This window comes from Streptomyces sp. NPDC006516, assembly GCF_040611875.1.
Taxonomy (GTDB): domain Bacteria; phylum Actinomycetota; class Actinomycetes; order Streptomycetales; family Streptomycetaceae; genus Streptomyces.
The window spans coordinates 5,081-16,544 of record NZ_JBEXPD010000019.1 but is presented as its reverse complement, the minus strand read 5'-3'; the positions used below and the strand labels follow the sequence as shown (position 1 = coordinate 16,544).

The 11,464-nt window shown below is 68.1% G+C and carries 8 protein-coding genes and 2 CRISPR repeat arrays; of the genes, 3 read left to right on the top strand and 5 right to left on the bottom strand.

All coding sequences use genetic code 11. The features are described from left to right. Positions 1–7 precede the first annotated feature (7 nt). Positions 8–1,559: direct repeats of the CRISPR family, unit length 28 nt; unit sequence CTGCTCCCCGCGCACGCGGGGATGGTCC. Positions 1,560–1,939: 380 nt separating this feature from the next. After that, positions 1,940–2,440 carry a hypothetical protein gene (locus ABZY45_RS32485; RefSeq protein ID WP_356745846.1) on the top strand — a complete coding sequence of 167 codons (501 nt, stop codon included), beginning with the start codon at positions 1,940–1,942 and terminating at the stop codon, positions 2,438–2,440. Between the two features lie 930 nt (positions 2,441–3,370). Here the strand turns inward: ABZY45_RS32485 and ABZY45_RS32480 are convergent. The 5 genes from ABZY45_RS32480 to ABZY45_RS32460 all read right to left on the bottom strand — a co-directional run bounded on the left by ABZY45_RS32480 (position 3,371) and on the right by ABZY45_RS32460 (position 8,884). Beyond that, positions 3,371–3,895, bottom strand: a complete 525-nt coding sequence (locus tag ABZY45_RS32480; protein ID WP_356745845.1) for a S1 RNA-binding domain-containing protein — start codon at positions 3,893–3,895, stop codon at positions 3,371–3,373. Between the two features lie 411 nt (positions 3,896–4,306). Next, positions 4,307–5,557, bottom strand: coding sequence for a ParB/RepB/Spo0J family partition protein (locus tag ABZY45_RS32475; RefSeq protein WP_356745844.1), 1,251 nt, complete (start codon positions 5,555–5,557; stop codon positions 4,307–4,309). Beyond that, positions 5,554–6,711, bottom strand: a complete 1,158-nt coding sequence (locus ABZY45_RS32470) for a ParA family protein (RefSeq protein WP_356745843.1) — start codon at positions 6,709–6,711, stop codon at positions 5,554–5,556. Before ABZY45_RS32470 ends, ABZY45_RS32475 begins: the two co-directional genes overlap by 4 nt. Before the next feature lie 201 nt (positions 6,712–6,912). Further along, positions 6,913–8,150: a CRISPR direct-repeat array (repeat unit 29 nt; unit sequence CTGCTCCCCGCGCACGCGGGGATGGTCCC). 99 nt (positions 8,151–8,249) lie between these two features. Further along, positions 8,250–8,621: a fic family toxin-antitoxin system, toxin component gene (locus ABZY45_RS32465; protein ID WP_356745925.1), complete on the bottom strand. Its 372-nt coding sequence runs from the start codon at positions 8,619–8,621 to the stop codon at positions 8,250–8,252. 2 nt (positions 8,622–8,623) lie between these two features. After that, a complete protein-coding gene (locus ABZY45_RS32460; protein WP_356745842.1) occupies positions 8,624–8,884 on the bottom strand; it encodes a hypothetical protein in 261 nt (86 codons plus the stop codon). A 395-nt stretch (positions 8,885–9,279) separates the two neighbouring features. Between ABZY45_RS32460 and ABZY45_RS32455 the strand changes: the two genes are divergently transcribed. Further along, positions 9,280–9,600: a hypothetical protein gene (locus ABZY45_RS32455; RefSeq protein WP_356745841.1), complete on the top strand. Its 321-nt coding sequence runs from the start codon at positions 9,280–9,282 to the stop codon at positions 9,598–9,600. 633 nt (positions 9,601–10,233) lie between these two features. After that, positions 10,234–10,698 carry a hypothetical protein gene (locus ABZY45_RS32450; protein WP_356745840.1) on the top strand — a complete coding sequence of 155 codons (465 nt, stop codon included), beginning with the start codon at positions 10,234–10,236 and terminating at the stop codon, positions 10,696–10,698. Positions 10,699–11,464 lie beyond the last annotated feature (766 nt).

The window sequence follows — 11,464 nt, the reverse complement described above, 5'->3', positions numbered from 1 at the left end:
ACGCAGTCTGCTCCCCGCGCACGCGGGGATGGTCCCAACAAGGGCGCGATCCAGGAAGCGTCCCGGCTCTGCTCCCCGCGCACGCGGGGATGGTCCCAGCACGCCGTTGACCGACTCGGCCAAGTCGGTCTGCTCCCCGCGCACGCGGGGATGGTCCCCACCCTGCCATCAAGGCTGATTTCGTGGGTGTCTGCTCCCCGCGCACGCGGGGATGGTCCCACCTGATCCAACTGTGCCGTGCCGCTGTCGAGCTGCTCCCCGCGCACGCGGGGATGGTCCCGACCGCGAGGTCATGGAGCAGCGTGCGGTGACCTGCTCCCCGCGCACGCGGGGATGGTCCCACCTTGCGTATGCAGCCCACGCCCTATGACCACTGCTCCCCGCGCACGCGGGGATGGTCCCGCGCGCGCCGTGATGTGCGTCGGGGAGCCCACCTGCTCCCCGCGCACGCGGGGATGGTCCCTACACCCGGGGCATGCGGCAGGCCTCCGACACCTGCTCCCCGCGCACGCGGGGATGGTCCCAGGGGGAGGAGGTCGTTGTTCAGGGCGCCCTTCTGCTCCCCGCGCACGCGGGGATGGTCCCAGGCCGGAACGTTCCTGGTCGGCATACACGGGCTGCTCCCCGCGCACGCGGGGATGGTCCCTACCACATAGCTCAAGTCCGTTACTGCCTGGGCTGCTCCCCGCGCACGCGGGGATGGTCCCGCGTTCGTGTCGCTCAAGGGGGCGTTCACGGACTGCTCCCCGCGCACGCGGGGATGGTCCAAGGTAGGTGTACGTGTGCGCGGGCTGGTCGACCTGCTCCCCGCGCACGCGGGGATGGTCCCGGTACGGACGGCCAGGACGGCGCCGACGGTCGCTGCTCCCCGCGCACGCGGGGATGGTCCCGAGAACGGCATGGTCGGCGGACACGCGGCGGCCTGCTTCCCGCGCCCGCGGGGATGGTCCCCCCGACAACGACGATGAATGCCTGCTGGTGAGCTGCTCCCCGCGCCCGCGGGGATGGTCCAAGGTGCCGTTGCACTTCCGTGCGTGAGATCTGCTGCTCCCCGCGCCCGCGGGGGTGGTCCCATCCTGAGCGCGGGCATCTGCCTGGGCAGGCTCTGCTCCCCGCGCCCGCGGGGATGGTCCTGTCTGTCATGGTGCGCTCTCCTCGTGCGTGATCTGCTCCCCGCGCCCGCGGGGATGGTCCCATCACGGTGTCCTGGGCGTCCGACCAGACGATCTGCTCCCCGCGCCCGCGGGGATGGTCCCTTGATCTACGCGGCCGGTACGACCGTGCTGCCCTGCTCCCCGCGCCCGCGGGGATGGTCCCCAGGGCGGGTAGTAATGCCCGCCGGCCACTGGCTGCTCCCCGCGCCCGCGGGGATGGTCCCGAACCGCCGCCCACCACGATGGTGCTGCCGCTCTGCTCCCCGCGCCCGCGGGGATGGTCCCGCGCCATTCGATTGGCTGGTGATGGATGAGCATCTGCTCCCGCGTCTGCGGGGATGGCCCTTACTTCGCGTTCAGCGCCCGCAAGGCGGAGATCCTCCCCGCAGCATGAGGGGATGGCCCGGTGATCCGATGAGCGTTCACCGCCCGCCTACCAGCGCCTCGCCCACGCTGCAGCATCAGGATCCTCCCGGCCACGACGAACACTGGCCTGTCGGCTCGTCGTACATGGAATAACATCCGCCGGTTGCAACCATCTTGGCTCCACGGGTGTCACACATTTTGTTCACATGCCGTCGTGACCCCCCGTCCGGCAGCCACTTACGTCAGACAGGTAGCCCGTGTCTCACCAGTACCCACAGAACCCGAACCAGCAGCCCCAGGGCCCCTACCAGGGCCAGGCTCCGTACCCGGGGCAGCAGCCGTACATGGGTGCACCTGGCGGATACTCAGGCGCTCCCGTCCCCCCGCAGCGGAAGTCCTGGACCGGACGGCATACTGCCTTGGCCATCATCGGTGGCCTCTTCGGTTTCCTCTTCCTTCTCGTCGTCATCATCGGCGTTGTCGCCAGCGGCGACTCAGACCCCAGCAGCACCGCATCCGACACTGTCGCGACCAGCCCCAGCAATGCATCTGATGCGAAGCCCGCCAAGGAAGCCGGCACGGAGCCGGACGCCCCTGCGAAGGAGGCGACGGAGAAGCCCGTCCCGAAGAACAAGGAACTCACCCAGGCCGACGAGTTCAAAGCGTTCATCGCCGAGCACGGCACTCCGGCGGAGAAGGCCGCGGCCAAGCACATCGTCAAGGTGCAGGGCGCCGACAGCGACAACGGCATCCTCGACGCCGCGGACGTCTACACCGACTACGCGGGCGGTCTGATGGGGCCGCATCAGGGTGACGGCAAGCTACTCGCCTCCGCGTTCGCCGATTGGAAGGACTCCGACAACGGCCTCGTTACCATCTATGACAAGGACGGCGAACTCCTCTCCAACGGCAACTACTGAACCTTCCAGCACTGCCCCAACCCGAACTTGGCTCGGAGCGGTGCTGAAAGATGTCAGTTCTCCGTGGACTGGGAGATCGTCCCAACTTCCGCCAGTTCTTGGCGAGCGTTGCGAACTGCTCCTTGCACCCCCTGGATGTCCCCTTAGGTGCCGACCACCGGCCTCACGGCTGAAGGCTTCCTGCGCATGCGGGGATGGTCCTATGCGCACGATCAGTGACTTGACGGACCTGCACTGCTCCTTGCGCAGGCTGGGACATTCTGGGCGTTGCCTGGCTTGCTACAGCGTTGCGCTCGCCGACGCTGAGGTGATTCCCACGGGTAGGTACCCCGGCCGGAGACGCCGCCTGTCCCCCACGTAAGCGTGGGATGACCCCCACGTCGGGGCCGTCAGGGCCAACGGCAAGAGCATTGAACGCCTGAAGACAGCTGCGCCCCGGCGGCGCTCGCCCGCTGGGATCGATAGCCGCTGTTGTGCCGGAGGTCCTGAACTGGCGTCGAAAGTCTGTTGTCCGCGGACAACAGACGTGACTCCGTCTCCCCCGCGCCAGCGTGTTGTCTGCGGACAACACGCGGTCGGGCTAGGCAGAAGGCGGCTTATCGGTGATGCATCCCGGCGGTTGACCGGCACATACTCGGCACGCCCTCACGGGAAGCGTGCTGCCGATCCAGGGGGCGCGCCGGCGGACGGTCGAGCTGATCGGCACGTGCGACGAGCACCATGACGGGGCCACGGGGCGCCCCCGTGATCGCGCCAGGCTCAGCGACTTGATCTTGGGCTGCACCGTCCAGCCGTGGTCGGCCGCCTGACGAAAACTGACTCCTGGTGCTCTGGCAGGGAGGGTTCACCGGGGCGAATGCGCTGCCCCTTTACGCAGCCGGAGTGCCTCAGAGCACTCGTGCAAGCAGCTCACCCAAGGACGCGAATGAGTCATCCGGGGCGGGACGCGCGGCTCAGGGAGAACGACAGTCTCCGGCGTTGCCGGTCGATATCGGTGACGACGACCATCATGTCGTCGCCGACCTGGGGCATGTCCGAAGGGTGCAAGGGCGTCAAGGCGAAATCCCGCAGATGGACCAGGCCTATGAAGCCGCCCGCCACCTGGACGAAAACGCCGATCGGGGCCAGTTTGGTGACCTTCCCGTGCAGCATCTGCCCCACTGCGGTGCTGTCGGCGAAAGCCTGGAAGGGGTCCGGCTGCGTCGCTTTCAGGGACAGCCTGGCCTCCAGGTTCCAGGTGTCGAACTGGAGGAACTCGCACGAGACGCGTTGCCCGACTTGCACGATCTCGGTGGCTTTCTCGAAGTAGCGCCAGGAGAGTTCGGCGACCGAGATGAATCCGACACCGGGAAAGACAGGGTGGGCGGGGCCGTTGTCCAGAGCCACGAACACGCCGAACGGTTCGATCGCTGCGATGGTGCCGGAAAGAAGCTCCGGACGGTGCAATGAGTCCAAGAAGGCCCAGAGGGCCGGGTACTCCGACGGTCCGCCTATCACGCTCCGTAGCCTTTCACGGGAAGCTGCACCTTGGGCAGGGCCTGGTCATGCCCAGTCCGTAGGAGGCGGCCACCTCGGCGGACGTTCTTCGCTGTTCGGGCTGCCAGTCGGGCTCGCCGCTTGGGGACTTCTCGCGTGGTTCGTGCAGCAGCACCAGATGGCACGGCAGGGGAGCGGTGGTCCGCCCGGCGACCCGAGCACCTCCACGCCCGGTGTGGCCATTGCCCTCATCTGCGGACGGTGCCTCGGCCTGGTCGAAGGTGTCTGGATCCTCAGGGTCGTCCAGAGTTCGGTTCGGATGCCGGTCGGCACGCCTCGAAAAGCAAATGCGCCGGGGGCGGTTGACCCCCGGCGCACTATTGCGTGCCCTCACACGTATGCGTGGAGCTCCTCGATCAGCTGCGTGAGCTGCGCGGGAGGAAGTCCGGATGCGATGGTCCGCGCCTGTTCCTCGACGGACGCGCCGAGCTGGCGCACGAGCAGCAGGCTGCGCTCGTTTGCGGATTCGGGCACCTCGTTTCCCCGGTGGCCCGTCGTCTCGGACAGAGGCCTCGAGGCGCCGCCCTTGTTGTCCGCGGACAACAAGGGAGCGGGGACGGACGCGGCCGCAGCCGGTGCTGTCGGCTCGGCGGCATCCGTGTTGTCCGCGGACAACACAAGAGCCTCGGCGGGGGCAGGATCCGTCCGAGCAGGCTTTCGAGCCTGAGCGGGCTGGGTAGCCTCGGTCTCGGCCGCCGTGTTGTCCGCGGACAACAGGGACCCCAGGGCAGGGGAGTGGCTCACCGGTTCCGCGTTGCCGGCAGGCGATACGGAGGTCTGTGCAGCAGCGGTTTGCTTGGCTCGCTGCAGAAGGAGCTTCTCCTCCTCACGCGCGCGGACCTCTTGCTCCCGAGTCTCCTTGAGGTGGGCCAGCAACTGGGCTCCGTCGAGTCCAGGCTCCTCCTTGAGCCGCCGCGCGAGCAGACGGCCATCACGCTCAGGGAGCGACCCAGCGCTGAGCATCGCCTGCAGCTCGGCGGGGAGTTCCAGGAGAGCGAGCTGGTTCGTGATCCAGGAACGGTCACGTCCGAGCCGCTTGGCGGCCCGCGTACGGGCACCCTTCTCCGACTCCTCGCTGCACACCCGTACGAGCTCGAGGACGCCGCGGGCACGCTCGACGACGTCGAAGTCCTCCCGCTCCAGGTTCTCCTTGAGCAGGTGGTCGACGAATTCCTCGCGGGAGGCCGCCAGGTCATCGCGTACGACGAAGTCCAGCGCCTCCAGGGCTACGTGGACCGCGCTGCGGAACCGCCGCTCACCATTGACCAGGACGAAGGAGGAGTCACCGATCTGTGCCTCGTGTTCAGGCCAGAGCCGCAGGTACGCGGAACGGGAGACGGCGACACACGCTGCGAGCTGTGCGACGCGCAGCTCCTCACCGAAGCGGGTGAGGTCTTCCTCCGAACCGAAGTTGCGGCGAGGGTTGAGCGGCGTCGGCGCGACATCGTCCAAGGGCAGGCGCCGCAGTTCGTACGCCGGAACATCGCCCTGCACTATGGCCTTCGCCCGGCCACGGGCACTGCGGCCGCGCGGTACCCCCCCGAAGGACGAGCCGGTGCCAAGCCGATCGGCGACGCTCATGACATGACCTTCCGAGCGATGGCGCGCATGACCTCGGACTGCTCGCACTCCGGGGCGTAGGACAGCAGGGGCTGCTTGAGCCGCACCGACTCACGCTGCTCCTTGAGCTCGGGCATGACACCGACGACCGGCGGGTCGCCGATCTCTTTCCAGCTGTGGAGCGACGACGTGGCGATGTAGCCCTTGCGGCTGTCATACATGTTGACGATGAAGCCGAGCATCGAGATCTCGACCTCCATGTCGGCGCACAGGTCCTGGATCTGGTCGTAGAGCATGTCGTACGCGTCGGCGGACGAGTCCTCGGCGAGTACGGGGATGAAGATGCCGGACAGGCCCTGGGCTTCGCCTTCGCGGGTGCGGCAGTAGTACAGGGCCGTGTCCATGGTGTAGCCGAGGCTGGGCGGGCAGTCGACGACGATGTAGTCGAACTCCTTCTCCAACGGTTCCAGGGCCTTCTCGAGCGCCGTCTCCTTGATGCGCACGAAACGGCTGGTCGCGAGCTTGGCATCGAGCAGGAACGCGTCCTTGCAGGCCGGCAGCATGAACAGTCGCCCGCTGAAAGCGCCGTCCTCTATCGGTACGAGCAGTTCGCGGAGCTCTCCCTTCGCCTCACCCAGCATGTGCTTGGCGAGGCTGGGGGACTCGATGTCGAACAGGTCGTACCCGAGCTGCTTGGTGAGGTGGCCCTGGGGGTCGAAGTCGATGAGCAGGACGCGGTTGCCTGCCTCGGCCAGTGCCTGCGCGACACCGGAGGAGGTCGCGGTCTTGCCGACCCCGCCCTTCTGGTTGCCGAAGATGAGCCGGCGGGCCCAAGTAGGCCGGGTTGCCGGCCTGCGGGGGGAGGGGTGCGTGTCGAGCCACAGGCGGATCGCCTGGGCGATGCCTTGGTTGAAGGGGATGCCGCGTTGCTTGCAGTCGTCCTTGAACTCCCCGTACAGCCCGGTGGGGAGATAGGTGGAGAACGAGCTCCCCCCTGTGGTGTCCACGGGGACGCGCTCGGCGTCATCTGCTCGCCATGCCTGCACGCCTTCGGTCACGGCGTCCTTGATGTCGACACCGAACTCGGCTGCTCTGACCTTGAGTTCCTGCCGCAAGGCCGCCGGCAACTTGGCGACTACCTTTTCCCTGTCATCGGGGGAGTATGGGACGGTCATGCGGTTACCTTACTCACTCGTCTGAGGGATGTGGTGCAGGCGGGGTCGAGAATTTGCGGCGTGTCACCCGGATGGGGGAGGGATGCTGGGGTGCATCGAGTGGAGCAGTGGGGGGAATTGAGGCTTGAGCGAGCAATGTCGGATTCAGTGAAAGTGCATCAGAACAGGCCTGGCCGCTGATAGAACAGCAGGTCAGTGAGTCTGCTCCCCGCGCACGCGGGGATGGTCCCTCACGCCGTACCAGCGGGCGCTGCTGGCATTCCTGCTCCCCGCGCACGCGGGGATGGTCCCTTCAGTAACCTCGCCGCACTCCGGCGGAAACTCTGCTCCCCGCGCACGCGGGGATGGTCCCTCCGCCGTCTCCCGTGAACTGCCGCGTGACCTCTGCTCCCCGCGCACGCGGGGATGGTCCCCGGCTGCTGATCCACCCCGAGCCGTGCGAGGACTGCTCCCCGCGCACGCGGGGATGGTCCCCGCCGACCACACCAACACCGTGGTGCACGCCTGCTCCCCGCGCACGCGGGGATGGTCCCACCAAGCTCGGCCCCTCCAAGGGCCCGAAGTGCTGCTCCCCGCGCACGCGGGGATGGTCCCGTCTGCCGGGCCGTTTCCAGTGCGTGCCCCCACTGCTCCCCGCGCACGCGGGGATGGTCCCGGCTACGTCGGCGGGCGCTGCTCGACCTCCTCCTGCTCCCCGCGCACGCGGGGATGGTCCCCTGGCCTGGGCCGCGGCGAATCACCCGGCCGTCTGCTCCCCGCGCACGCGGGGATGGTCCCGACGGACTCAGGGTGGCCAGGCCCGCGCAGGACTGCTCCCCGCGCACGCGGGGATGGTCCCAGAGTCGTGGCTGGTTGTACGCCTCCTGCTCCCCGCGCACGCGGGGATGGTCCCCGGGTGACCCGGGGCGGTGGGCGCCCCGGGCCCTGCTCCCCGCGCACGCGGGGATGGTCCTCTGGGCCAGCCAAGGGCCCGTCGTCCCGTCAGCTGCTCCCCGCGCACGCGGGGATGGTCCCGAACCCCGACGCCATGCCCCCGACGAATCCGCCTGCTCCCCGCGCACGCGGGGATGGTCCCCCGATGGACCGCGAGCGGATCGCGGACAACATCTGCTCCCCGCGCACGCGGGGATGGTCCCGCGGACGGGGCGCTGACCCCGGGGAACCCGGCCTGCTCCCCGCGCACGTGGGGATGGTCCCGGGTTCGTGGTGCCGTAGTCGACGCCGCACCACTGCTCCCCGCGCACGCGGGGATGGTCCGGTGGGCGACGTCCGCCTGTCCGGTGGCGAGAACTGCTCCCCGCCCCGCGGGGATGGTCCCGCCGGGAAGCTGATCGGCGAGGCCGCGATCAACTGCTCCCCGCCCCGCGGGGATGGACCCTTCGAGTTCCACGCGATCGACATCGCGTCTACCTGCTCCCCGCACGTGCGGGGATGGCGTCAGGATCGCTGTATCCGCGTTTTCGTAGGGCCCGGTGCTGTGATCGCGTCCCCAGTTGGAGGTCGGGTGCGTGTTGTCCGCGGACAACACGCACCCGACCTCAGCTTCGCCAGGTCCGCAGTACTGCCGCTACGCGCGCCGCCGTGCCCCTCGGGTCGTACAGCTCACGTGCCAGTTCCGACAGCTGCTCCCTTGTCGGCGCCACGGAGACTCCACTGGCCTCGAGGTACATCACAGCGACGGCGCAGGCCACGCTCAGGTTGGACTGTTCCAGCCAGCGCAGCCGTCCCAAGGTGTGCACCAGAGCCGCAGCTCTCGCGTAGACGCCCTGGTAGACGGGCGTCTCCAGGAGTTCGGCGCGGTGGCGGGCGACAGCGGCGAGGGGGACTCCCAGGTCCTCGGGGGCAGGGTCGTGGTGGCCGGCGCGCTCGGCTACTTCGAGGATCCAGGACAGGTCCACGTGCAGGGCCATGCTCACGCAGCGGCACCCCGGCTGGGCGCGGGGGAGTGCTGGGTGTCGAGATCCCTCTCAAGAGCGTCGAGGAAGGTGCCGTGCTCATCCAGGAGGCGCTGGGCGCTCGCCATCCCGGAGGCCCTGACGCCTGAGGTGTCTTCGGCGATGAGGCGCTCGATGTACCGGTTGAAGTCGAGCCCGCGAGCTGCCGCAGCATCCTTTCCGGCTGCAAGCACTCCCGGCTCGAGCCGGAGCTGAGTCTGCTTCTTCTGGGATGCCATACGCCCAAGGTAGCAGGGTGGTAGCAGTGCGGGAAGGTGGTGGCCCGTAGCGTCTGGCAGGTGCTCTGCGGTTTCGTCGGCACCCTTCCCAGCTGCACGGTGGGAGAGCAAGCGGTGCCACGACATCCCTCATGGGTGATGGGCTCCGGGAGCCTTGGGCAACGACGCATCCCTACCTCCATGGCACGATGCGGCCCATGATTCCCACACCCGGACGGCTGACCCAGGAGACACTCAGCGGCCGCGGCTTTCTAGGATTCGTGTCCTTCAGCGAGCTACATAGCAGCGATGTGCCTGCAGCGCCTGGGCTCTATGTGGTGCTCCGTACCAGTCGGGCGGCTCCCTCCTTTCTCTCTCGCAGCCCTGCTGGGCACCTCAAGGGCCGCGATCCATCAGTGACGCCTGACGTCCTCGAGGCGGCCTGGGTGGACGAGGCCGTGATCGTGTACGTCGGCAAGGCGTCAGCAGGCAAGGACGGTGGCCGAGGGCTGAGGAAGCGGCTTGACGAGTATCGCCGCCATGGTGCCGGCGGCTCAGCCGGTCACTGGGGCGGACGCTACATCTGGCAGCTGGCAGATTCCGACGAGCTGCTCGTCGCCTGGTTGCAGATACCCGAGCGAGACCCAGGCGAGGCGGAGGCGGAACTAATCGCGGAGTTCATGGAGCTGTACGGAGCTCGGCCTTTCGCGAACCGCAACAAGGGCGTCACCACCTGAAGGGCTTTCGATTGGATGGCCGGAACGCCGCGCCGAGGCCGGACGGACTGCGTGTGCAGCAACGTACGGGAGAGCCGGTGTCCGAGCTTCAGCGCGCACCGGCTCTCAAGGTGGCCCCAGCTGTGAGGCGACACAATGCCAGCCAGTGCTTGGCTCGGGGGACGTCGGTGACGTCAGGGATTCGTCGCACGCGATGACGTGCGCTGCGGTTGGCGATGCGGTCTCAGCTGAGGCGGTGCCGCTTCCTTCGCGTCCTACGCCGGGAGCGACGAATGACACCTACACCTACCCCCTACTCTCTCCCGTTCCGGGGGAGGGCGGCGCGCCCTTCCTCCGGTGCCCCCAGGCTGTACACCATGCGACCTGGCAAAGGGCGCCTCCTCAGTGTTATCCGCCTGGCCTCCCACGGATCTGCCTGTGTGGAAACAGGAGACTCGGCTTGTTCTTCTGGGTATGTCCTGGAGAAGCGACCCGGGGGAAACGGTGTTGGCACTCTCGATTTCGATCCTGGCGGCACTGGTGTCACTGGGGTCTTTGATCGTTGCGTACACGTCCAGCCGTCGGGCGCACATGCCCGTACTGCAGTTCATGTGGGAGAGCGGGCAGTCCGGTGGGGACCCGAGGTGGTGGCTGGTGAACGTCGGGAGTGGCCCCGCAACCAACATTGTGGTGGCCCAGGCTGAACGCACAGGACTCACTCGCGGTGTGGACCGCGAGCGATGGTTCAACCCCGTGCTGATTCCTTCGATCCCAGCCGGCGGCAAGCTGGCTCTGACGTGGCTCGGTGGAACCATGGGCCTGGACTGCGCGCTGGGCGCCAGCTACACGGATGTCCAGAAGTTCTTCTACACGACCAAGTGCGGCGACGACGTGTCGATGTTCTTCGTTGGTCTGCATCTGCCGCGCTGGCCGCTGCTGAAATTGCGCGGTCAAAAGGCCGTGAAGACCTGGTGGGGCGTGGAGGACCTGGCAGGTCCGCCGTGGTCGACCGTTGATGCGGGAGCCGCACGCCGACGTTGGTGGCTTCCACGACGCTTCGGGGTGTGCCGTCGGCTCGGAGGGTGGGCCGATCCGGTCCTTTCCTACCGCTCAAGTTGATCGGGCTCGACTGAACTCCCAGGGAAGACTGGCCCGGAGGCTCAGGACGGGGGCGGGCCCGTCACGATGCGTTCAGGGTGGTGGCGTCCTCGTATGTGGCGGTAGTTCGCGGACCTCCTCGGCATCCACGAGCACCAGATCCAGCGCGAAGAACTTCCCGACCCGTCCGTCCGTGTCCTGCTCGAACTCGCCCGCCGCCTCGACCGTAACCGGGCCGACCTGAAAGCGGGCGCGGACGAATTTTCGAGCTGTCTGCCGACGCGAAGACCTCGGCCGCCGCTTCCCCGGCGTCGCCCGCGACGCGCTGACCCTGATCACCCCGCAGGCGTATGCCGACGACCCCAAGACGGACCGCGGCATAGCCGCCGCTCTGCTGTGGCTCAGCCTTCTCTTTGGCTTCGTGCTGGAGCACAACCGCACGCACGCGCTGATATTGGCAGCGCCCAGCGGCGCCCTCGTCCTGCGCACGTTCCGCCGATGGGTACCCGGTCACTGCCCGCCTGGCGTCCTGAGCTCCGGTCAGGCGGAGACCGACGCCGGGAGGAAGAACCCCGGCCGTACTTCCGCGGCTCCATCAAGCCCGTTGAGGCTGAGGTCCTCCGAGAGTCTGGGTCGCGCGAAGCTAGGCCCTCCACGATCTCACCGCCGGCAGGGTCGCCTGCGGTGAGGTCGCGAAGCTAGGCCCTCCACGATCTCACCGCCGGCAGGGTCGCCTGCGGTGAGGTCGCGGAGCTAGGCCCTCCACGATCTCACCGCCGGCAGGGTC

Excerpts from the sequence above, each read along its gene's own strand:
- ABZY45_RS32475 (WP_356745844.1), bottom strand. The coding sequence starts at position 5,557 with ATGAGCGTCGCCGATCGGCTTGGCACCGGCTCGTCCTTCGGGGGGGTA.
- ABZY45_RS32470 (WP_356745843.1), bottom strand. The coding sequence starts at position 6,711 with ATGACCGTCCCATACTCCCCCGATGACAGGGAAAAGGTAGTCGCCAAG.
- ABZY45_RS32465 (WP_356745925.1), bottom strand. The coding sequence starts at position 8,621 with ATGGCCCTGCACGTGGACCTGTCCTGGATCCTCGAAGTAGCCGAGCGC.
- ABZY45_RS32460 (WP_356745842.1), bottom strand. The coding sequence starts at position 8,884 with ATGGCATCCCAGAAGAAGCAGACTCAGCTCCGGCTCGAGCCGGGAGTG.